This is a genomic window from Halovenus anhuiensis (assembly GCF_037080055.1).
GTDB lineage: Archaea > Halobacteriota > Halobacteria > Halobacteriales > Haloarculaceae > Halovenus.
Genome location: NZ_JBAOJI010000001.1, coordinates 789,373 through 811,435 on the forward strand (window position 1 = coordinate 789,373; position 22,063 = coordinate 811,435).

At 61.9% G+C, this 22,063-nt stretch carries 21 protein-coding genes; 8 read left to right on the top strand and 13 right to left on the bottom strand.

The window, feature by feature from the left end:
- The first annotated feature begins 34 nt into the window (after positions 1-34).
- Entirely contained in the window at positions 35-766 is a 732-nt protein-coding gene (locus tag V8P86_RS04070) for a hypothetical protein (RefSeq protein WP_336325961.1), read from the top strand.
- On the opposite strand, the gene larC is transcribed toward V8P86_RS04070, so the two are convergent.
- The gene (larC, locus tag V8P86_RS04075; RefSeq protein ID WP_336325962.1) at positions 767-2,086 is read right to left on the bottom strand and encodes a nickel pincer cofactor biosynthesis protein LarC; all 1,320 of its coding nucleotides are present in this window, start codon (positions 2,084-2,086) and stop codon (positions 767-769) included. It abuts the gene before it with no gap.
- Positions 2,087-2,130: 44 nt separating this feature from the next.
- Complete coding sequence (locus V8P86_RS04080) at positions 2,131-2,559, bottom strand: universal stress protein (protein WP_336325963.1); 429 nt, start codon at positions 2,557-2,559, stop codon at positions 2,131-2,133.
- A gap of 141 nt (positions 2,560-2,700) precedes the next feature.
- Between V8P86_RS04080 and V8P86_RS04085 the strand changes: the two genes are divergently transcribed.
- The gene (locus V8P86_RS04085; RefSeq protein ID WP_336325964.1) at positions 2,701-4,923 is read left to right on the top strand and encodes a CDC48 family AAA ATPase; all 2,223 of its coding nucleotides are present in this window, start codon (positions 2,701-2,703) and stop codon (positions 4,921-4,923) included.
- Positions 4,924-5,101: 178 nt separating this feature from the next.
- Here the strand turns inward: V8P86_RS04085 and V8P86_RS04090 are convergent, their stop codons facing one another.
- Positions 5,102-6,658, bottom strand: coding sequence for an acyl CoA:acetate/3-ketoacid CoA transferase (locus V8P86_RS04090; RefSeq protein ID WP_336325965.1), 1,557 nt, complete (start codon positions 6,656-6,658; stop codon positions 5,102-5,104).
- A gap of 102 nt (positions 6,659-6,760) precedes the next feature.
- Here V8P86_RS04090 and V8P86_RS04095 point away from each other — a divergent pair, with 102 nt between their 5' ends.
- Positions 6,761-7,885 (top strand): acyl-CoA dehydrogenase family protein, encoded by a 1,125-nt coding sequence (locus V8P86_RS04095; RefSeq protein ID WP_336325966.1) that lies wholly within the window; start codon positions 6,761-6,763, stop codon positions 7,883-7,885.
- Between the two features lie 6 nt (positions 7,886-7,891).
- Here V8P86_RS04095 and V8P86_RS04100 read toward each other — a convergent pair whose 3' ends face one another.
- Positions 7,892-8,755, bottom strand: coding sequence for a 3-hydroxyacyl-CoA dehydrogenase family protein (locus tag V8P86_RS04100; RefSeq protein ID WP_336325967.1), 864 nt, complete (start codon positions 8,753-8,755; stop codon positions 7,892-7,894).
- A gap of 99 nt (positions 8,756-8,854) precedes the next feature.
- On the opposite strand from V8P86_RS04100, the gene V8P86_RS04105 reads away from it, so the two are divergent.
- From V8P86_RS04105 to V8P86_RS04120, 4 genes are all read left to right on the top strand, one after another.
- Complete coding sequence (locus V8P86_RS04105; RefSeq protein ID WP_336325968.1) at positions 8,855-9,175, top strand: EthD family reductase; 321 nt, start codon at positions 8,855-8,857, stop codon at positions 9,173-9,175.
- Positions 9,176-9,376: 201 nt separating this feature from the next.
- On the top strand, positions 9,377-10,990 hold the full coding sequence (purH, locus tag V8P86_RS04110) for a bifunctional phosphoribosylaminoimidazolecarboxamide formyltransferase/IMP cyclohydrolase (RefSeq protein ID WP_336325969.1): 1,614 nt from the start codon (positions 9,377-9,379) through the stop codon (positions 10,988-10,990).
- Positions 10,991-11,181: 191 nt separating this feature from the next.
- A complete protein-coding gene (locus tag V8P86_RS04115; protein WP_336325970.1) occupies positions 11,182-11,598 on the top strand; it encodes a hypothetical protein in 417 nt (138 codons plus the stop codon).
- A gap of 50 nt (positions 11,599-11,648) precedes the next feature.
- Entirely contained in the window at positions 11,649-12,500 is an 852-nt protein-coding gene (locus tag V8P86_RS04120; RefSeq protein WP_336325971.1) for a phosphatase PAP2 family protein, read from the top strand.
- Positions 12,501-12,506: 6 nt separating this feature from the next.
- On the opposite strand, the gene V8P86_RS04125 is transcribed toward V8P86_RS04120, so the two are convergent.
- From V8P86_RS04125 to thiC, 3 genes are all read right to left on the bottom strand, one after another.
- Positions 12,507-13,436 (bottom strand): ribonucleotide-diphosphate reductase subunit beta, encoded by a 930-nt coding sequence (locus V8P86_RS04125; protein WP_336325972.1) that lies wholly within the window; start codon positions 13,434-13,436, stop codon positions 12,507-12,509.
- Positions 13,437-13,506: 70 nt separating this feature from the next.
- Positions 13,507-14,547 carry an NAD(P)/FAD-dependent oxidoreductase gene (locus V8P86_RS04130; protein WP_336325973.1) on the bottom strand — a complete coding sequence of 347 codons (1,041 nt, stop codon included), beginning with the start codon at positions 14,545-14,547 and terminating at the stop codon, positions 13,507-13,509.
- 114 nt (positions 14,548-14,661) lie between these two features.
- Complete coding sequence (gene thiC / locus V8P86_RS04135) at positions 14,662-16,104, bottom strand: phosphomethylpyrimidine synthase ThiC (RefSeq protein ID WP_336325974.1); 1,443 nt, start codon at positions 16,102-16,104, stop codon at positions 14,662-14,664.
- A gap of 95 nt (positions 16,105-16,199) precedes the next feature.
- On the opposite strand from thiC, the gene V8P86_RS04140 reads away from it, so the two are divergent.
- Positions 16,200-16,826 carry an RAD55 family ATPase gene (locus tag V8P86_RS04140; RefSeq protein WP_336325975.1) on the top strand — a complete coding sequence of 209 codons (627 nt, stop codon included), beginning with the start codon at positions 16,200-16,202 and terminating at the stop codon, positions 16,824-16,826.
- 19 nt (positions 16,827-16,845) lie between these two features.
- Here the strand turns inward: V8P86_RS04140 and V8P86_RS04145 are convergent, their stop codons facing one another.
- The 6 genes from V8P86_RS04145 to V8P86_RS04170 form a co-directional block, all read right to left on the bottom strand.
- A complete protein-coding gene (locus V8P86_RS04145; protein WP_336325976.1) occupies positions 16,846-17,574 on the bottom strand; it encodes an SDR family NAD(P)-dependent oxidoreductase in 729 nt (242 codons plus the stop codon).
- A 69-nt stretch (positions 17,575-17,643) separates the two neighbouring features.
- Positions 17,644-18,471: a hydroxyethylthiazole kinase gene (thiM, locus tag V8P86_RS04150; protein WP_336325977.1), complete on the bottom strand. Its 828-nt coding sequence runs from the start codon at positions 18,469-18,471 to the stop codon at positions 17,644-17,646.
- Positions 18,468-19,133, bottom strand: coding sequence for a thiamine phosphate synthase (thiE, locus tag V8P86_RS04155; protein WP_336325978.1), 666 nt, complete (start codon positions 19,131-19,133; stop codon positions 18,468-18,470). Before thiE ends, thiM begins: the two co-directional genes overlap by 4 nt.
- 58 nt (positions 19,134-19,191) lie before the next feature.
- Entirely contained in the window at positions 19,192-19,782 is a 591-nt protein-coding gene (locus V8P86_RS04160) for a riboflavin synthase (protein WP_336325979.1), read from the bottom strand.
- 53 nt (positions 19,783-19,835) lie between these two features.
- Positions 19,836-21,680 (bottom strand): UvrD-helicase domain-containing protein, encoded by a 1,845-nt coding sequence (locus V8P86_RS04165; RefSeq protein WP_336325980.1) that lies wholly within the window; start codon positions 21,678-21,680, stop codon positions 19,836-19,838.
- Positions 21,681-21,730: 50 nt separating this feature from the next.
- Entirely contained in the window at positions 21,731-22,027 is a 297-nt protein-coding gene (locus V8P86_RS04170; protein ID WP_336325981.1) for a DUF7521 family protein, read from the bottom strand.
- Positions 22,028-22,063: the final 36 nt, after the last annotated feature.

Genomic DNA, 22,063 nt, shown 5'->3' on the forward strand with positions numbered 1-22,063 from the left:
AATTCGTAAGTAGGGCGCTCACAAACCCGGAGATGTGATCGTCGTCGCCACGGGGGACTTCGAGCTCTATCACGACGCCGTCACGGAGCTACAGGACCGCGGCGTGACCTTCACCACGGTCGAACCTGGGGACGAACTGTCCGAGGAGACTGAGATCGTGCTCACCGGAACCGACGACGAACTCGATGTTGCGCCGGATGTCGAAATCGTCCGTGCGGAGGGCGGCGAGGCCCGGAGCGCAGTCGAAGAGGTGATCGCACTGCTCCGCGGCGGGGGTGGCCGAACGATCATCGGCATCGATCCCGGCGAACAGCCCGGTATCGCCGTACTCGCGGGTGACATGATCGTCGCGACGTTTCAGGTCCCGCCCGAGAGGGTCGCCGAGGTGGTCCACGACGAGGCCGAAGGCGCGAGCAATCCGCTGGTCAGAATCGGCGACGGCGCGCGGCTGATCGGCGCGCGCATCATCGACGACATCGAAGGAATTCCGATCGAACTCGTCGACGAGACGGGCACGACGCCGTATCTCGGTGCAGGCACACGGGGCGTCGCCGACGTGCTCGCCGCTGCGAACATCGCCCGGATGGACGGCGAGCGAGTGGACGAGCGCGACCTCGAACCGACCGGCGGCGAACTCAAGCGGATTCAGAAGCGCTCCCGCGAACTCAGCGAGGAGAACAGAACCATCGACGCCGACCTCGCCAAAGCGGTCGCAGTCGGTGAGATGACGATCAGAGAAGCACTGGACACGCACCGCGAGGAGTAGCTACAGGCCCTCTCGGGCGAGTTCTTCGGCGCGGCGCATCAGTCCCCGAACCTGCTCGTCCGTCTCTGCGGCGGCGGCCTGCGCATCGTCAAATTCCGCGCTCACGTCGAAGACTTCCTCGCCGAGTCTTGCAATTTTCACGCTGATTTCGACCGATCCTGTGTCCGTCTCGACGGCTACGGTTCGCTTCTCGCGGTCGGCGATCAGCCGATGGCCACGGCCGTGCTCGCGGACGCCGAGCGTGCCAGTCTCGACGGCGAGACGGCGCGCCACGCGGTCGGCGTCGTCAGGTTTGACGATTACCTTCACGAGGTGGCCCGGCCGGGATTTTTTCATCGTCGCCGGGAGAATCGACACATCGAGTGCGCCGGCATCGGAGAGGCTCTCCTGCAATCCGCCGAGTTCCTCGGGCGTGGCGTCGTCGAGGTTTGTCTCCAGGACCGTCACCGGGTCGCGGCTGAGGCCGGCGGTTGCGGTCCCGCGCACCGCTCGCAGCACGTTCGGATACTCCTCGAAGGTGTAGCCGCCAGCGCCGTAGGCCGACGTGTCGATATCGAGCGTCGGGAGGCGGTCGACCCCGTCGGCGAAGGCCGCGAGAATCGCCGCGCCGGTCGGCGTGAGCAGTTCGGCTTCGACCGGGCCGCCGCGAAGCGACCAGTCGGCCCGCTCGGCGAGTTCGAGCACCGCCGGCACGGGGACTGGGTAGGTGCCGTGGCTCATCGAGACTTCACCGCCGCCGGTCGCGACGGGCGTCGTCACGACCCGTTCGGGGTCGAGGTCGTCGAACAGCAGTGCCGCGCCGACGATGTCTGCGATTGCGTCGTCGGCACCGACCTCGTGGAAGTGAGTGTCGTCGAGATCAGTCCCATGGACGTTCGATTCGGCTTCGCCGAGCAGCCGGACAATTTCGAGCGCGTCTGTTTCGACCGAGGCCGGGAGATCCATCCCTTCGATGATCTCGACGACTTCGGCGTAGGTGCGCGTCGGTCCCGCGCCCTCTGCGTGGTCGTGGCTGTGATCACCATGGCTGTGATCGTGACCGTCGTCATCCTCGTGGCCGTCGTGGCTATGATCGTGCCCGTCGTGGCCCTGATCGTCGTGGCTATGGCTGTGGTCAGCCTCGTCGCTGTCGCCAGCGAGGCGAACAGTCACCTCGGTGGCGGCGATGCCGTTGCGAGTCGTCTCGCCGATATCGTAGGAGACATCGAGCGCCGCTTCGACAGGAGCCAGCACCTCGGGGTCGCCGCCGGCGTCGATCAGCGCGGCGAGGAGCATATCCCCGCTCGCTCCCATCCGGGCGTCGAATGCGAGTGTCTGCATACCCCGTAGTTGCGGGGCTCACGGCAATAGCCTGACGAACCGACCTAATATGATCGGACGAGATGCACGTCGTATTTCCCGTTCGGCGCGATGGGACCGAACGGCGTCGTCACGTCGTCTTCGTCGTCGCCGTCGTTGGTGCCGACGAAGAGAATGCTGGCCTCGACATCGTCTGCAACCTGTCTGATTCGTTCGGCCAGTCCGTCGTGGACGCCGGAGGCACCAGTCTCCTCGAAGGTCCGTTCGGCGCTGTCTGTCGTCTCCTCGATTTTCTGCTGAAGCTGCTGGTGGGCGGTGTCGGCGGCGAAGTCCTCGCTCGGCTCGATCCACTTCCGACGCTGGGCGTACTCCGAGCCGGTCGGAACGAAACTGACCGCGATAACCTGTTCGTCGAGTGCTTCCGCGTGCTCGACTGCGCGGTCTAGGGCCGCCCGCGCGACCCGCGAACCGTCGTAGGGGACGAGAAATACCATGTCAGCAACTACCAAGGACAAGTATATGAATCCACGGGGACGTTTCAAATTCAGACAACGAGTTACGGTCCCCCGGATCACCGCCGGTAGCAAAAAACATATCTCCGGTGGTGACTGAATGTCCCCAAGGCACAGTCTACTATGAATGAAGTGCAACTCGAGGTCGCAAAAGCGTACCCGAACGATTCGGGGCGAGGAATCGCCCGATTAGATCCGGATACGCTCCTGCACCTCAAGCTTTCGCCGGGGGATATCATCGAAATCGAAGGCGCGGACACGACGGCCGCGAAGGTCTGGCGTGCCGACCGTCAGGACTGGAACACGGACACAGTTCGCATCGACGGCTTCACACGACAAAATGCCGACGTAGGTATCGGCGAGCGCGTCGAGATTCGGAAGGCCGAAGCCGAGAAGGCGGAGAAGTTGGTGTTGGCCCCACCCGAAGAAGCGAGCGTTCAGTTCGGGAGCGATGCGGCCGGAATGGTCAAGCGTCAGATCCTGAAACGACCCGTCGTCGAACGCGACATCGTCCCCGTCATGAGCAGCACGAACCATCCGTTCATGCGCTCTCCGGGGCAGGCGATTCCGCTGATCGCCGTCGAGACTGACCCCGAGGGGGTCTGTCTCATCACCGAGGATACGGAGGTCGAACTCCGCGAGGAGCCAATCAGCGGCTTCGAGAAGACTGGCGGCGGTATCACCTACGAGGACATTGGCGGCCTCCAGAAGGAGATCCAGCGGGTCCGCGAGATGGTCGAACTGCCGATGAAACACCCCCAGATCTTCAAGAAACTCGGCATCGAGCCACCACAGGGGGTGTTGCTCCACGGGCCTCCGGGCACCGGGAAGACCCTGCTTGCGAAGGCGGTGGCCAACGAGACATCTGCGAGTTTCTTCTCTATCGCCGGTCCCGAGATCATCTCCAAGTACTACGGTGAGTCCGAACAGCAGTTACGCGAAATCTTCGAGGACGCAAGCGAGGAAGCCCCCTCGATCATCTTCATCGACGAACTAGACTCCATCGCGCCCAAACGTGAGGACGTGACCGGCGAGGTTGAGCGGCGTGTCGTCGCCCAACTGCTGACGATGATGGACGGGCTTGAATCGCGCGGACAGGTCATCGTCATCGCGGCGACCAACCGCGTCGACAGCGTCGATCCCGCCCTCCGTCGACCCGGTCGGTTCGACCGCGAGATCGAAATCGGCGTCCCGGACGAGAGCGGTCGGCAGGAAGTGCTGCAGATCCACACCCGCGGCATGCCGCTGTCGGACGACGTGGATCTGGGCAAACTCGCCGAGGAGACTCACGGCTTCGTCGGGGCCGACATCGAGAGCCTGACCAAAGAGGCGGCGATGAAGGCCTTGCGGCGGTACCTCCCCGAGATCGATCTCGACGAGGAGGATATCCCGCCGAGTCTGATCGACAGGATGATCATCAAGCGCGAGGACTTCCGCGGGGCGTTGAACGAGGTGAGTCCATCGGCGATGCGGGAAGTCCTCGTCGAGTTACCGAAGATCACGTGGGACGACGTGGGCGGCTTACCCGGACCGAAAAAGGAGGTCAAAGAGAGCGTCGAGTGGCCGATCAACTCCCCGGAGAAATTCGAGCGGATGGGGATCAACGCGCCCTCGGGAGTGTTGCTATACGGCCCACCCGGGACAGGGAAGACGCTGATGGCCAAGGCCGTCGCCAACGAGACGGACGCGAACTTCATCTCGGTTCGTGGGCCGCAACTACTCAGCAAGTGGGTCGGAGAAAGCGAGAAGGCGATCCGGCAGACATTCCGCAAAGCGAAGCAGGTTGCCCCGACGGTGATCTTCTTCGACGAACTCGACTCGCTCGCGCCGGGCCGAGGCGGCGAAGTCGGCTCGAACGTCTCCGAGCGCGTTGTCAACCAGCTCCTGACGGAACTCGATGGACTGGAAGAAATGGAGGAAGTGATGGTCATCGGTGCGACCAACCGGCCGGACATGATCGATCCGGCGCTGATTCGCTCCGGTCGGTTCGACCGACTGGTGATGATCGGCGAACCCGACGTGGAAGGTCGTGAGCAGATCCTCAAGATCCACACCGATGATATGCCGATGAATCACAACGTCAGTCTGCGCGAACTCGCAGAAGCGTCGACGGGCTACGTCGGCTCTGACCTGGAATCGATTGCCCGCGAGGCAGCCATCGAGGCACTGCGCCAGGACGAAGACGCCGACGAGGTCGAGATGCGCCACTTCCGGCAGGCGATGGACAACGTCCGTCCGACCATCACCGAGGACCTGCGTGAGTACTACGAGGAGATGGAAGAACAGTTCCGCGGCAGCGGCCCGGACCGAGATCAGCGTACCGGCGGCCGGATCGGATTCCAGTAAGCGACCTCCGTTTTTGTCGGATAGCGTTCTTCGTGCGGAAACCAGATACTGCGAACCCGCAACACTGTGCAGTTACAGGTCCAGCCGGTAATTCACTCCAGAAAGACTGGTTGTCGAGCGTCGCAACGGACGCTAAGGAGCGACACGGAACACCTCGTCGGCGATCCGAGCGACCAGATCAGCGGACGTGCTCGGTCAGATCGAACGGTTCGTCGCGGAAGATGTCCGCATCCATCTCTTCGATGTCGTCTGCCATCTCGGGTTCGAACTCCATTGCTGCCGCGATATCTGCGAGTGGATCCATCCCGGGCGCAACTTCGACGAGGGTGAGTCCGTCCGGGCGCAACTCGAAGACGCCGCGTTCGGTTACGTAGATCACGTCCTGTCCGATCTCGGTGGCGTATTCGCCACTGAACGTGACTTGTTCGAGTTCCGCACGGAACTTCCGTGTCTGGCCTTCGGATTCGACGGCAATCTCGCCGCCGCCGATATCGACTTCCAGCCCGTCGGCGGTGAGCGTCCCGCCGTAGACGACTGTCTCGGCGTTTTGCGTGATGTTCGGGAAGCCACCACAACCGGGAATCTGCGACTCGAATTTGCTGACGTTGACGTTGCCCATCGAGTCAATCTGCGCCATTCCCAGGAAGCCAAAGTCGAGACCGCCGCCGTCGTAGAAGTCGAATTGCTGGGGAGAGGTGACCAGCGCCTCATGGTTGACCGCAGTCCCGAAGTTGATCCCGCCGGACGCCGACCCGCCGATCGGCCCGGATTCGACGGTCTGGCTGATCTCCTCGTCGATGCCCCCTTCCTCGGCGACCGGCGGAATCGTCTCCGGGACGCCAACACCGAGGTTGATGACCGAGTCCCGCTCCAGCTCCATGGCCATCCGGCGGGCGATCACCTTCCGCTCGTCGAGCGGTGCGTCGCCGTCGCCAGTCGCGGGCCGTTTGACCTCGCCGCTGAACTCCCCGCTGTACGGTTCGGCGTAGGTCTGGGGATGTTCCTCCGGCGGTGCAGTGACTACGTGGTCGACCATCACTCCCGGGACGGCGACTTCTTTCGGTGATTGGGTGCCGCTCCGAGTGACTCGCTCGACCTGTGCGATGACGGTCCCGTCGTTGTTGGCGGCCGCTCGTGCCATCGCGAGGTGATTCGCCTGCAGTGCCTCCCGCTCCATCGTGATGTTCCCGTTCTCGTCGGCCGTCGTGCCCCGAATGATCGCCACGTCCAGCGGCTGGGCGTGGTAGAACAACTGTTCTTCACCGCCGAGTTCGACGACTTCGACGAGGGATTCGTCGGTCACGTCGTTGGCTTTTCCTCCCTCACGTCGCGGATCCGCAAACGTCCGCAGGCCGACGTTCGAGATGGTTCCCGGCTTGCCCGCGCCCATGTCGCGGGCGAGATGGTCCATAACGCCGAAGGGGAAGTTGTAGGCCTCGACTTCGTTGTTCGTGATGAGATCCATGATCTCCGGGACGAATCCCCAGTGACTCCCGAGAATCCGCTCGATCATCTCGGGATCAGCGAGATGGTCGAGCCCCTTTCCTGCCATATCCCCCTCGGCGGCGGGATGATAGATGGTCAGATCCTTCGGATGGCCCGTCTCCTCGAACCGTTCGCCCAGTTTGCGGAGGAGATGTTCTGCGATCCCGACCGCAACGAACCCCCCGAGACCGACTGTGTCGCCGTCTTCGATCACTTCGACTGCGTCCGTCGCTGATCGTTCGATTGCCATACTCGATACTGAGCGCCGGGTTCCGTTATGTAATTGCCCCTCGTTCTCAGCGAGATACAGTAGCCGTTACTGGTTATTTGCTGGGGTTCGAAGGGCCAGAATATGCAACTTACAGACGAACAAGCGATGATGCGTGACAGCGTTCGGGACTTCGTCGAAACAGAGGTCGCTCCCGTCGCCAGCGAGGCCGAGGAGAACGCGGAGTTCCCCGAAGCGGTGTGGGATATGCTCTCGGAACTGGATCTGACCAGCATGACCATTCCAGAGGAGTACGGGGGGTTCGACGCGGACATGGTCACCTACAGCCTCATCAACGAGGAACTAGCCCGAGGTCACCTCTCGCTGGCGACAGCCCTGTCAGTACACTGTCTGGCAACCTCCTGTATCAGCAAGTTCGGCACAGACGAACAGAAGGAACGCTGGCTTCCGGAGATGCGCGACGGCCGGCCCGTTGGGGCCTTTGCGCTCTCGGAGCCACACGCTGGCTCGAACCCCGCAGAGATGAGTACGGAAGCGCGCAAGGAGGGCGACGAGTACGTCATCAACGGGACCAAACAGTGGATCACGAACGGCGAGCGCTCCGGCGTCGTCATCCTCTTCGCCAAGACTGACCGTGACGACCCGAACACGGTAACGCAATTTCTCGTCCCGAAGGACATCGACGGGCTAGAGGTCGGTCCCCACGAGGAGAAGATGGGACTCAAAGCCAGTGACACGACGACACTCATCTTCGAGGACGCACGCATCCCCGCCGAGAACCGCCTGACAGAGGTCGGAAAGGGACTCAAAGCGGCCTTCTCTATTCTGACGGGTGGGCGGATCGCAATCGCGAGCCAGGCAGTCGGGTTGGCTCAGGCCGCCTTCGAGGACGCAGTCGAGTACGCCAACGAACGCGAGCAGTTCGGCGAACCGATCATCGAACACCAGGCCATCTCGCAGAAACTCGCCGACATGGGGACGGATCTCCAGGCCGCCCGCCTGCTTACCCGCGACGCTGCTCGGAAAAACCAAGACGGCGTCCACCCCAAATCCGCGAGCATGGCCAAGTACTTCGCCAGCGAGGCCGCCGTCAGCATCGCCGAAGATGCCGTCCACGTCCACGGCGGCTACGGCTACACGAAGGATTTCGACGTGGAGCGATACTACCGCGACGCAAAGATCACGACAATCTACGAAGGCACCTCCGAGATTCAAAAGAAGGTCATCGCGCGCCACCTCAAAGAGTAACCGCGATCAATCGTATTCGTAGAATCCCTTCCCGGTCTTCTTGCCGAGGTCGTCCGCTTCGACTTTCCGTTTCAACAGATACGCAGGCTTGTAGCGGTCGCCAAGTTCCTCGTGCAGCGTCTCGCTGGCGTGCAGGCAGATATCCAGTCCGATGTGATCTGCCAGTTCGAGCGGACCCATGGGGACGTTCGTTCCCAGTTTCATTCCGCGATCGATATCTTCCTTGGTGGCGACACCTTCGTCGAAGGCGCGAATCCCCTCGTTGATCCACGGCATCAGGATTCGATTGGCGACAAAACCAGGCTTGTCGTCGGATTCCCAGGTCGTCTTTCCGACAGCCTCCGAGAACGCGTGTGCGAGATCGACGACCTCCTCGTCTGTCTTCTCCCCGACGACGACTTCGACGCCCTCCATGATCGGCACCGGGTTCATGAAGTGGATCCCGACGACCTTCTCGGGGCGGTCGGTCGCACTCGCGATAGTCGTAATCGACAGCGTGCTGGTGTTCGTCGCCAGTACCGTCTCTGGATCTGCCATGTCGTCGAGGTCAGCGAAGATGTCCTGTTTGATCTCGATTTCCTCGACGGCGGCCTCGACGACGAGGTCGGCATCGGCCAGATCTGCCAGTTGTGTCGTTCCGGTGATCCGGTCGAGTGTTTCCTCGGCCTCCGATTCTGTGAGGTCGTCGTTGGCGACGAATCTGTCGAGACTGTCCTCTATCGTCTCGAAACCGTTTTCGACGAATTCCTCTTCGATGTCCCGCAGTACCACGTCGTACCCGTTCATTGCCGCGACCTGTGCGATTCCGCTACCCATCGTCCCCGCACCGACGACGCCGACGGTTTGGAGTGAATCGAGGCTGTCAGACATCACTGGATGTTCACAGACAGGTCGCATATATCGCTCGGTTGTTCTCAGAAAGACGTGCAAGGCGGATAGAACGAAATACCGTCCCTGTGAAGCGACCCTATGCGCAAAGTCGTAAACCTGCTCGTCCGCAAAGACGAGATGACACACGCGGAATTCGAGGCATACTGGCTCGAAGAACACGCTCCGATGGCGGAGTCACTGCCCGGCGTTCGACAGTACTCCACGTCGATTCCCAGCGATCCTGAGAAGGCCACCTACGACGGGATTGCGGAGCTGTATCTCGAATCGGGGACGACCGTCGGGGACGTGTTCGGCTCTGAAGCAGGCGAGCGTATCCAGGCGGATACTGCCAACTTCCTCGACAACGAAGCGAGCGACCTGCTGGTCGTCGAGGAAACAGTGCAGTTCAGTGAAGGGTGAACTGCCCCGGTGTCGTACCGTTCGAGAATCGCCCGATTCTCGTGATGACTGAACGAGAAAATTGACGAGGCTCGCCTTCGCGGAACCGCTCTCCGTGCGCGTGCAGCGCGGCGCGACCCCCAGCGCCCGTTTGCGTGGTTCGCGCAGGTCGAAAGAGGTGGTATCGCAATACATTTGCACCCGCCGGACTGCCTCTCGAATATGAAACTCGCCGGGATGGCAAGCAACCGCGGACGAAATCTGATGAACATCGCGGACCGGTCGCCGGGCGGCGCGGACTTTGGCGTCGTACTGACAAACTCCGAGGACGCACCGGTCGTCGAGAAGGCCGAGAAACGCGGCATTCCGACCGAGACGGTCGTCCAGAAAGAGGGGGAATCGCGCAAGGAACACGAACAGCGCGTGGTCGAGGCACTCGCTGACTACGAGTTCGATCTGGTCTGTCTCGACGGCTACATGCGCATCCTCTCGGATACCTTTCTCGACGAAATGCCGACGACGCTGAACGTCCACCCAGCGCTGCTCCCGTCATTCCCGGGAATGGACGCCTGGGACGACGCGCTGGCGGAGGGCGTCTCGGTCACCGGCTGTACCGTCCACGTCGTCACCGATGCGACCGACGAGGAGGGCAACGTCATCGAATCCGAAGTCGACGGCGGCCCAATCGTCACGCAGGAACCAGTTCCAGTCTACGAGGGCGACGACAGCGACGCCCTCGCTGATCGCGTGCTCTACCAAGGCGAGTTCGCGGCCTACCCCCGCGCGGTCAAGTTCTTCGCCGAAGACCGCGTCTCGGTCGATTACGAGTCGAACACTGTCGATATCGACGGTGACGAGGGCGGGAACTTCCCCGAACGGCGACTCAGCAGCCACGACCGCGCCGCCGAGTTGCGCTACGGAGAGAACCCACACCAGGACGCCGCGCTGTACATCGACAACACCGTCGACGAAGCGAGCGTCGTCCACGCCGACCAACTCAACGAAGGCGCGAAGGCACTCTCCTACAACAACTACAACGACGCCGACGGCGCGCTCAACCTCATCAAGGAGTTCGACGAACCGGCCGCGGCAGTCATCAAACACACCAACCCAGCGGGCTGTGCGACCGCGGACACGCTCGCGGAGGCGTACGACCGCGCGCTCAGCACCGATCCGATGAGCGCCTTCGGTGGAATCGTCGCGCTCAACCGAACCTGTGACGAGGAGACGGCCACGCAGATCATCGACTCGTTCAAAGAGGTCGTCGTCGCACCGGGCTACACCGACGACGCACTCTCGGTGCTCTTCGAGAAGGGCAACCTCCGCGTGCTGGAGGTGGGCGACCTCGGCGAGATCACGGAACCACTCACGGAGAAACCGCTGGTCGGCGGCCGCCTCGTCCAGGAGCGGGACCTCCAGAGCCTCGACGAATCCGACCTGGAGGTCGTCACCGAGCGCGAACCGACGGCGGATCAGATCGAGTCGATGCTCTTTGGCTGGCAGACGCTGAAACACGTCAAGTCCAACGGCATCCTCTTCGCGAAGGGAACAGAGACGGTCGGTATCGGGATGGGTCAGGTGTCCCGCGTCGACGCCGTGCGACTCGCGGCGATGAAAGCCGACGAACACGCCGAGGGCAAGGACGCCGAGGGCGCAGTGATGGCCTCGGACGCCTTCTTCCCGTTCCCGGACGGCATCGAACACGCCGCCGAGGCGGGCATCGAGGCGGTCATCCAGCCCGGTGGCTCGAAAAACGACGACATGGTGATCGAGGCGGCGAACGAACACGACATTGCGATGGTCTTCACCGGCTCTCGGTCCTTCCGTCACGACTGACCTGCGAGTTTTCGACTAACGGTTCGTTTGTGATAGCTATCGAATATATATTGGTAGCTGATTGTATTATTGTTCCGTTAGAACAGTTCTAGTCATCTCGAAGAGCGGCTGAGGCTATCAATCACGGGAGCGACAATGGAGACAGGAGCAGGAAACGAATTTATTATCATGATCCAAGCAAGGTAGCCAGTATGGACCGGAGGGAATTCATCGCTCACAGTGGTGTCGCGACAGCGATAGTTCTCGCAGGATGTAACGGTTCGGATAATTCTGGAAGTCAAAATAATTCCGGAGGTTCAACCACAGACAGTCCCGCAACTGTCGTCAGAGAGTACCTCCAGACGTTGTACGACGGCACGGTGTCGGAGATCAACGCGTTCTTTCATCCCAACTCTGAGACACCGAAACTCACCGAGACTCAGGCTCAGCAGTACCAGAGCAGGTCTATCGAGATCCGAAGTGTGGAGACACAAAACACGGAAGGTAACACCGCAGAGGTAACCGCGTCGGTGACAGTTGAGACGAGTAGCAGAGAAATTGACGATACCGCGACCTACGAGTTGCGAAAGTCCGACGGCGAGTGGAAGATTTATCAAATTAACTCCTGAGCGGTCACACCGGTTTTATAACCGACCGGCGTCAACCGGTGGCCTGACAGATGCGCCTCGAAGAGCAGAGCCGCTGGATCTGGGAGCAGTACCCGGAGAAGTACCTCGATATCGCTGTCTTCGTCACCGACCTCGGTGACGTGACCGCCGTCATGGTGTTGCTGTCGGTGCTGTACTGGGTCGTCGACCGCCAAAAAAGCGCGCTGGTCGTGAGTTACATTGTCGCCGGGGCCTCGGTCGTGCTGCTGTTGAAGATCGGATTCGGCCTGCCACGGCCGGAAGTCGAGTTGATCGCCCGCGAGTACGACAAGTTTGGCTTTCCCAGTGGTCACGCCTTCACGGCGACGGTCGTCTACGGCGGCCTGCTGTGGACGTTCGACAGACACCGCGAACCCGGCCCCGCCATCGCAACCGCCGGCCTGATCGGGGCAATCGCGCTCTCCCGCGTCGTGATCGGCGTCCACTATCTCGCGGACGTGATCGCTGGCGTTGCCGTCGGCATCGTCTTCTTGATAACGATGGATCGACTGACTGACCGGATCCCGTGGCGCGGGTTCGCGATCGGCCTCCTGCTTGCACTCCCCGCAGTCGCGGTCGCATTCAATACCGGCGCGGAACGATCGCTCGCGGTCGTCGGTCTCGGCACGGCACTTGGTGGACTGGTCGGCACCGCCGATCTCGACGTGATGCCGGGATTGCGATCCCGCCGGGAGGGCATCCTGTTGACGGTGCTGGGCGTCGTCTATCTCGGCGCGCTGAGTTCGCTCGAGGACACGCTCGTGGCCGTCCATCCGGCACTGGGAATCGGTCTCTTCGCAGCCCTCACGGCCGGGATTCTGTTCGCGCCGCTGGTCGTCAATCGCGCCGTTCCCGACTGGCTGGTCGGTGCGGCCGCAGGGTGAGGACAGTCAGTCGGCGTCGACGCCGTCGAGTTGGGTCAGCGTCTCCACATCCGGGATCTCCTCGCTCGCATCGGTAATCTGTTCCATCCGGTCGACGTGTTTCTCGCTGGCGAACGCCCGGAGTTCGTCGGGCGTCGGCCCGAAGTCCTCGTTCTGTTCGTTCTCCTCGGCGGTGATTCCGTTGACCAGCGGCATCAGTTCTACCACCGTCTCGCTGAGCAACGACGGGTCGACATCCTCCTCGGTCAGCAGTTCCTTGAGTTTCGTCATACCGAAGCCGACGTGTCTGCCCTCGTCCTGTCTGATCTTGGTAAAGCCCTGGTACAGCCCCGGCAGCGCGGGCAGTTCGGGATGGGAGTCCTCGGCGAACGATTGCTGCATCCCGTAGTAGCCAGTCTGAGCGAGAATCCCTTCGATTGTCAGGTGGTAGTGGCAGTACGCCTCGGCGAACGTCTCCGGCGTCGGGTCGTCGAGCAGGGCTGCCATCGCGCGCTCGTTGCGCTCGAACAGTTCGTTGTAGTCGTCGTTGTACCAGACCGGATCGGTCGGCGAGGACCGTTCGAAACCCAGTTCGTCTTCCGCAGCGTGGATGACTTCCCGCCAGTACCGATCGAAGAAGTCGGTGTGTTTGGCCTCCTCGTAGATCTGGGTGGTGATGAACATCTGATCGTCGATATCGTCCAGCGCAGTCGCCAGCGGTGCGAGGTCCTCCGTGACGGCCTGCTCGCCGGCCCCGAACCGGGCGACGTTCTGCCGGAGCACGTCGAAAACCTCCTCGCGATCCGAGTTCGCTTCGAGATATTCGATCAGCCGGTCGCGATCTGTATCGAGGCTGATCTCGCCGGGATCCCAGTGCCGTTCAACGGCGTTTCGGTAGTACCGCATCCCCTTGCTCCCCCTGTCGAGCTGTAAATCGCGATCACTATCGAGTGCCATACTCCATAGTAGGGAGAGCGCCACTACAATCTTTCTGCGAATAATACCTTCGAAGGAGACCGTGGAGTCGTTATTTCGATCCCGAGAGTCGGTGTGCAAGTCGTTCGCCGGTATCGAGTCCGTTCCGCAGGGCGGCGTGGAGACGGGCCTCGCCCGCGACCCAATCACCGAGGCAGTACAAGCCCTCGCTCTCGGCGGAATCGACCGGGCCGCTGGCGACACCACCCTCCGTCAGCGCGTACCGCCAGCCCTGGTGGTCGGTCCATGTCGGGGTTCGCAGGTCGTCCTCCCCGATGATGTCAGCAGTCATCTCGGTCAGGGCCTCGACGTTGTCCTCGGCCGGGTCATCGTAGTGTTCGACCGACCACTCGTGGCTGGCCTGGACGATCAGGACCGACTCGCCGTCGGGGACGTGGCCGCCCTTGCACTCCTCGCGTGAGATCCAGCCGACCTCGTGGTTCTTGTCGGTGTTGACCAGCGCGTAGTACGGGACATCGAGTTCGAATTCGTAGCCGAGAACGGCCGAATAGATCGAGCGATACTCGACAGCTGCGACCGCCTCGACGAGATGGTCACGGACCTCGGAGTCCCACTCGGCTTCCCGCAGCAGCGTCTCGGTCTGCGGCGCAGGCGGGTTACAGAGCAGGATATCGAAGGGACCGTGGGAGTCGCCGTCGGCATCGGTCAGTCGCCACTGCTCGTCGTCACGGCGGATCGTCTCGATTCGGGTCCGGCGATGAATCGTCGCATCAGTGTCGCCGAACAGACGCTTCGCGATTTGTGTCAGCCCGTCCTCGTAGCTCCACTTGCGTTCGGTTTCGCGTCCCTCCGAGACGGTCCCTTCCTCGTCGAAGACGTAGATCGGTTCGTCGATAGAGACCAGCCCCTCGTCGTCGAGCGTCTCGGTCAGAAGTTCGACGACGCGCTCGTCGTCATCTTTGACGTAGTTCGCGCCGTAATCGTAGTACCGACCGTCGCGGCGGCGGGTGGCGGCGCGGCCGCAGAGCCCGCCAGATTTCTCGAAGACCGTAACCTCCGCGTCAACCGTCTCGTTGAGGACGTAGGTCGCTGCCGCGCTCGCGGCACCGGCACCGATAACACCGATTTGCATGTCTGTCTCTTGGGCTCCGTGCGTAAAAAGGCACAACGCGCGGCAATCGATGCGTGGCATCCGACGCGAGATGCTGTCGGAGGGAGAGCCGAAACCGTCGGGGGACCGGCGGCGTCAGTCGTCGGCCTCGGAGGCTTCCGAGTCCGTTTCCGTCTCGTGGTCGACACCGGGCACCGCGCTCGTGTCATGCTCGCCGACCGGCGGGAGATTCGCCTCCGCTGCCGGAGAGTCCGACAGGTCGGTTTCGCCGTCGATATCAGCCATCTCACCGTCGGCCTCTCGCGCATCCTGGTCGATCCGCATCGAACAGAAGTCGACGCCGCACATCGAGCAGAAACGGGCCTCTTTGTAGTTGTCACCAGGCAGGGTCTGGTCGTGATAGGAGCGTGCGCGCTCGGGGTCGAGCGCGAGATCGAACTGCTCGCGCCAGTCGAAGTCGTAGCGGGCCTCCGAGAGCGCATCGTCCCAATCCTGTGCCCCGTCGCGGCCGTTCGCCACGTCCGCAGCGTGGGCGGCGATCCGGTAGGCAGCCAGTCCGTTTCGAACATCTTCTTCTTCGGGGAGTCCGAGGTGCTCTTTCGGCGTGACATAGCAGAGCATCGCCGCGCCGGCACGGGCGGCCTCGGTCGCGCCGATTGCGCTCGTGATATGGTCGTACCCCGGTGCGATGTCTGTCACGAGCGGGCCGAGGACGTAGAACGGCGCGCCGTCGCAGACTTCCTGCTGGCGTTCGACGTTGTCCTGAATCTCGTTCATCGGAACGTGGCCCGGCCCTTCGACCATCACTTGGACGCCGTGATCCTGTGCGGTCGCGGTGAGTTCGCCGAGTGTGTCCAGTTCGGCGAACTGTGCTTCGTCGCTGGCGTCGGCAATCGATCCCGGTCGCAGGCCGTCACCCAGTGAGAAGGTCACATCGTGTTCAGCGAAGATTTCGCAGATCTCCTCGAACTTCGCGTAAAGGGGATTCTGCATCCCGTTTTCCTCCATCCACTGTGCAAGGATCGACCCGCCGCGGGAGACGATACCGGTCTTGCGGCCGTCGGTCAGCGGCAGATGTTCCATCAACACGCCGGCGTGGATGGTCATGTAGTCGACGCCCTGTTCGGCCTGTTTCTCGATCACGTCGAGCAGGAGTTCGTGGGTGATCTCGGTCGGATCGTCGACGTGTTTGACCGCCTCGTAGATGGGCACCGTGCCGATTGGCACCGGTGAGTGCTCGACGATCGCCGCGCGGATTTCGTCGAGGTTGCCGCCCGTCGAGAGGTCCATCACCGTATCAGCACCGTAGTGGACCGCCGTGTGGAGTTTGTCGAGTTCACCCTCTAGATCGCTCGTCTCCTCCGAGTTGCCGATGTTGGCATTGACCTTCGTCGAGAACTCCCGGCCGATGATCATCGGATCGAGCGCCTCGTGCGCGTGGTTGTTCGGGATGACCGCCTGTCCGGTCGCGACCTGCTCGCGGACGAATTCGGGATCGCACTGTTCGCGCTCGGCGATCCGCGCGATCGCTTCCGTCACGTCTCCGTCTCTGGCCGCTTCGAGTTGGGTTCGAGCCATAATTAGCTAGTTATACTATCGACTAATATACTCTGCGGTGGTGGCAGGTCGTCGCTGCCAAAGGTTATTGCCGGTTGCAGCGCCTACACGAGGCCATGGCACTGTCGACGGGGATCGAGACACTCGACCGAAAGCTCTCGGGCGGACTGCCAGCGGGGACGCTGGTCGCGGTGATCACGCCACCGGGCGTCCAGCACGATCCCTTGCTGTGTGCGGGGACCGACGAGCGGGCATCGCACTTCTACACGACGATGAAAAGCGAGGCTGCCGTTCGGCGGTCGTTCGAGCGGTCAACTGGCGGCTCGAAGATCGAGTACATCGAGCAGATCGATCCCGCCGAAGCAGACAATCAGTTCGCGGCGCGGATCCACGACATCGGCGAGGGAGAGGATTTCTACGTCGACACGATCGATCCCATCGAGGAGTCACTCGACCGAGACAGCTACGCCGACCTGCTGAACAGCTTCGACGACAAACTCGCAGAGATCGACTCGATCGGCTATCTCTACGGGCTGGCGACCGAAACCCCGCCGCACAATCGGCGGTACACGCTCGATTTCGCCGACTGCGTCCTCAGATTGCGAGCACGCCAACAGCGTGACAAACTCAACTACTATCTGGAAATTCCAAAAGCGACGGGCGTCGCGCTCGGCGGCAAAGACAGATATCTCGAAATCGATATCGATCGGGGCGTGGATATCGACCAGACGAGAAACATCTGACGCTGTACTCGGCGAGCCGTCAGAACTGCATGCCGCCGTTGACGTCGAGGATTTCACCCTGCACGTAGTCGTTTTCGAGCAGATACTCGATGGTGTGTGCGACCGTTTCGGGCTCGCAGGCGTACTCCGGGAGGTGGGTGTCGACGTTCTCGTGACCACGGAACTCCACTTCCTCCAGATAGGCGAGAATGTCGTCGTTCATATCGGTCTCGACTGGCCCTGGTGCAACGGCGTTGACCTGCACGCCCTCTTCGCCGTACTCGCGTGCAAGCGAGCGTGTCAGCCCGTGGAGCCCGGCCTTACTCGCGGCGTAGCTCGTATCCACCGTGCCAGCGGTCCCTCCAATAGAGGAGACGAAGACGACGTTGCCGTCCGGCTGGAGGTGCTCCATCGCGGCCCGGGTCACGTAGAACGCCCCGGAGAGGTTCGTCTCGATGACTCGCTGCCAGTGCTCGTCGTCCAACTCCGTGAGTCGTGCCGGGTCGGCGATGCCAGCGTTGTTCACGACAGCGTCGAGTCCGCCCAGTGTCTCGACTGTCTCCTCGACCATCTCCTCGACCTGCTCGGAATCGCTCACGTCGGCCTGGACGGCCATCGCTGTGCCACCTTGCTCCTGAATGTTATCGACGACCGATTCGGCAGCGGACTCACTCTCGTTATACCCGACAACGATGTCGTGTTCGGGTGCGAGTGTCTGTGCTGCTGCACGACCGATCCCACGGCTCGCGCCGGTGATGAGGATTCGCATATATGCAATTTGTACAACCGACTAATTACCATTCCGGCTGCGGCATTCGCTGAAAAGATGATTGGCCCGCTACTCGCCAGTTTCGAGAACCTGCTCGACGCGACTGTCGGCGTCGTCGTAGTCGGTGTTCCGGAGGCCGGCAACGCTGTCTTTGAACGCGACGTTGTAGCTGCCCGGGCCGTGGACCTCGCCAAACTCGCCCGCCGCTGCGGCTTCACCGGCGAGGCCAAATGCAACCGTTCCCGCCAGCGCGGCCTGTTCGGTGTCTTCGATTGCACCGGCGAACGTCGCGACGGAGGCTCCGAGCATGCAGCCAGTACCGACGACGGTCCCCATTCGCGGATGACCCACAGTGAGTTCGTAGGCCGCATCAGCCGTCGCGACGATATCGGCTTCACCCGAGGCGACGACGACGGTGTCGTACTTCTGTGCGCAGGCGACTGCGGTCGTTGCAATGTCGCTGTACTCGCCGACGGATTCGACACCGCGGACTTCGGCGTCGTCGCCCGCGAGCAGCGTGATCTCGCCGTAGTTGCCCTTGATCGCGGCCACGTCGAGATCGCTGGCCAGTCGGTCGGCCACGCGGTCCCGTGTCGGTGTCGAACCGACGCCGACGGGGTCGACGACGACCGGAACACCCGCCTCGTTCGCGGACTCGCCAGCGGCCATCATCGTCGCCTCACCCTCCTCGCTGACCGTGCCCATGTTGAGCAGGCAGGCCTGTGAGGCAGCGACCATATCGCCAACCTCGCGCTCGTCGTCGGACATCACCGGCAGTCCACCCCAGTGCAGGATGACCTGCGCGACATCGTTGACGGTGACGTTGTTCGTGACGGCGTTGACCAGCGGCGACTCCTCCGCGACAGCATCGAGACTCTCGGTCAGATCGACAGTCATGCTTCGCCCTCCAGTGTGTCTCGACGACGTTTCCCCTGTTCGACCGCCTCGCCGAGTTCACGAGTGGCCTGTTCGGGGTCGTCTTCCTCCGTGATAGCCGTGATGACCGCCACGCCGTCGGCACCGGCCTCGACAACATCCGGTGCACGCCCCGGCGTCACTCCGCCAATTCCCACGAAGGGAATATCGACGGCATCGGCAATGTCCTCGACAGTTTCCAGTCCGATACCGTTGTTCTCGTCGTCGACATCCTTCGAGGCGGTCGTGTAGACCGCACCCACGCCGAGGTAGTCTGCACCGGCCTCCTCGGCCTCGCGGGCCGCCTCAACCGTCGAGACGGAGCGGCCGATGATCGCGTCGTCGCCGAGTTGCTCCCGTGCAACGGAGATCGGCAGGTCGTCGTCGCCGAGGTGGACGCCGTCGGCATCGGCGGCGAGGGCGATATCGATGCGGTCGTTGATAATCAGCGGTACGTCGGCCTCCGCCGTGGGTTCGCGGAGAGATTCGGCAACGTCCAGTTGCGTGCGAGCGGTGCTGTGTTTCTCTCGGACCTGCACGACATCGACACCGCCGGCGAGAGCAGCATCGACGATCGATTCGGTGCTGCGGCCGGCTGAGAGCCCTTCCTGTGTAACCAGGTACGTATCGAGTGTGAAAGCCATGCCAACCGCTATGTACCACGGCGATATACCAGTGGCGAATTTTCGAGACGAGCGCGATCTACTCGGTATAGCCTTCGGTGAGACTCTCGACGTACTTGGCGATCACGTCGACTTCGAGATGGACCGGATTACCGACGGACTTCTCCGACAGCGTCGTGATGTTGTAGGTTTCGGGGATGATCGCCACTGCGAACTTCTCGCCGTCCTGGGCGGCGACGGTCAGACTAATGCCGTCGACGGTAATCGAACCCTTGTCGACGACGTAGGGCGCGAGGTCTTCGGGCAACTCGAAAGTGAACTCCCAGTCGTCACCGAGTTGTTCGATCTCTGTCACCGTGGCTGTCGAGTCCACGTGGCCCTGGACGAAGTGGCCGTCGAAGCGGCCGTCGGCAGGTAGTGCGCGTTCGAGGTTGACAACATCGCCGACTTCGAGTTCGCCCAGATAGGTCTTCTCTAGTGTTTCCGTCGCGGTGAACACCTCGAAGGAACGCTCGTCGAACTCCTCGACGGTGAGACAGGCACCGCTGACGCTAATCGATTGTCCAACCGTTAGCCCGTCGAAGGTCGTCGAAAGTGTGAGTCGCTTTCCCTCCGCCGTCTCTTCGATATCGAGAACCTCGCCGGTCTCCTCGACGATTCCAGTAAACATACGAGTGAGTTGGCCGCAACGGGCGAAAAGCTGACGGTCCGGTCGATTCGGTGCTACTGCGTCGGGGTCGGCGCGTCCTGAATCTCGTCGATCTGTTCTTCGAGACTCTTCTCGCTCAGTTCGTTGTGCAGCAACACGTCGACCGGCAGCGTCGGCGCGCCGTCGACGAGATTTTCGAGGATGACCAGCCGTTCGCGGGCCCGGGACATCCCGACGTAGAAGACACGGCGTTCGTTGTCGGTCAGCATCGGGACGGGGCTGGTGTGTTTGGTGAACTGCTGGGACTCCGGAATCTCCTCGTCGGACTGCTCGACAGTTGCAGCCATCTGCTCGACGACCTTCTCGGTGAGATCCGTGCCGACGAAGACGTGGTCGGCCTCACGACCCTTCGCGGAGTGGATCGTGCCGAGTCGGACGCGGTTGTACTGCATCCCCTGATACGGGCCGTTGAAGTAGGCGTCGACGCTGCGTTCCTGGAAACTCGTCACCTTCCGGAGCATGTCCGCGGCCGCCGGCGGGTCCGGCGCGAACGGCGCGTGGTCCCGAACGATCTCGGGGTCGACATCGAGATTGGTCAGGTCGTCCACGCCGGATTCCTCTTCCATCTCGTCGAGTTCGTCGAAGAAGTCGTCGCGTTCGCCGGTGCCGAACGCAGAGTCGGCGAGCATGTCGGCGAGTCGGCGGGCCTGCAGACCAGTCAGCGGTTCGTCGGCGGCCAGCGCTTCGACCCCCTCGACGTACTGGGTGAGCCGGTCGGTCCACATCCGCTGGTCAGTCAGGCAACTGAACGGGATCCCCTCGTCGATGAACTCGTCGATAAACTGGAACATCTGGTAGCGAGCGCGGAACAGGACCATCACCGTCTCGTCGGTCTCCTCGACGGTCCCGCGGACCTCCCGAGAGAGATCCAGCATCGAACGGTTGGTCAGCGCCTCGACTTTTCCGCCCTCTTTTCGAGGTTCGAGGTCTTTCTCCTGTCGTTTGTCGATGTGACTGACCTCCTGGTTGACGACGTTGAGGATCCGGGAGGGCAGGCGGTAGGAGTTCGGCAGCACCTCGTCGATGTCGACATCCTCTTCGAGCAGCAGATCGGGGTCGGCACCCTGCCAGGCATAGACGACCTGGTCGTCGTCGCCCGCGATCAGCACGCGGTCCATGTGCGGCCGCCACTCGGAGTAGACCTGGTACTGCAGCGTCGTGATATCCTGAAACTCGTCGATGATGAGGTAGTCGACGCTCGGAAGCAGCGAACGCTGGTGGACGCGTTCGAGCATGTCTGCGAAGCCGACGACATCGTTCGAGCCTTTCCAGTTGCGCCAGGCGCGGATCGCTTCGGGAATGTCGAGGCGGTCGTCGTCGCTGGGCCACGTCGGCGTGTACTTGTTGCCGGTCTGTGCGTTGTCGTCGATTTCGGGCGGCAGACGGACCTCCTCTTCGTCCCACTGGAAGGGAACGTCATACCAGTCACCAACGTCACGACAGGTCCGCTGAAGCCACTGGCTGGTGGCGATGACCTTGTTGCCAAGTGTCGTCGAGCGGGCCGACCGGCGGCGCGAGCCCTCGTACTCGTCTTCGAATTCCATACCGAAGTCCTCACAGAACTCCTCTTTGTCAGATTCACCGACGACATCGCTCCGCGAGAGATTCAACAGATCGTACGCTTTCGCGTGCATCGTGCTGACGTTTCCCCGGAGTGCTCGGGGAGTCGTGTCGAGTCGCTCGGCCAGTCGTTCGCGAATCTCTGCCGCGGCCGCTCGCGTATAGGAGACGACGAGAATATCGCGGACCTCCAAGTCGTCGTTAGATTCGATCAGTTCCTCGACCCTGTCGAGGAGGGCTGTCGTTTTCCCGCTCCCGGGCCCCCCGAACAGTCGGACGACTTCCGTGTCGTTGGTCATTAGACATTAAATGACGCCCGGGGTTCATAAACGACGCGACTCGGTTTTTATTATCGATAGAGCGAGAGATACAGCATACTGAAGCCGATGATGAAGGGGATGGTTTCGACCATCTGGAAAAAGAGGAGGATGAGTTCCTCGGCGTCGGCCCCAAGCTGTGTGATCACGCTGCTGATGGCAACCCCCATGCTGATGAATGCGAATCCAACGAAGGCATACTGAAGTCGTTCAGTTTGCTTCTGTTGATACGCCTGAAAACTGATCAACGTGATTCCGAGGGTCAACCCAAACACTGCGAATCGCATCAGTGTGAGTACAATCCTCACAATCGGCTCGACATCGACCATCGATTCAGCGATACTACAGCTAGGGGTCTAATAAAC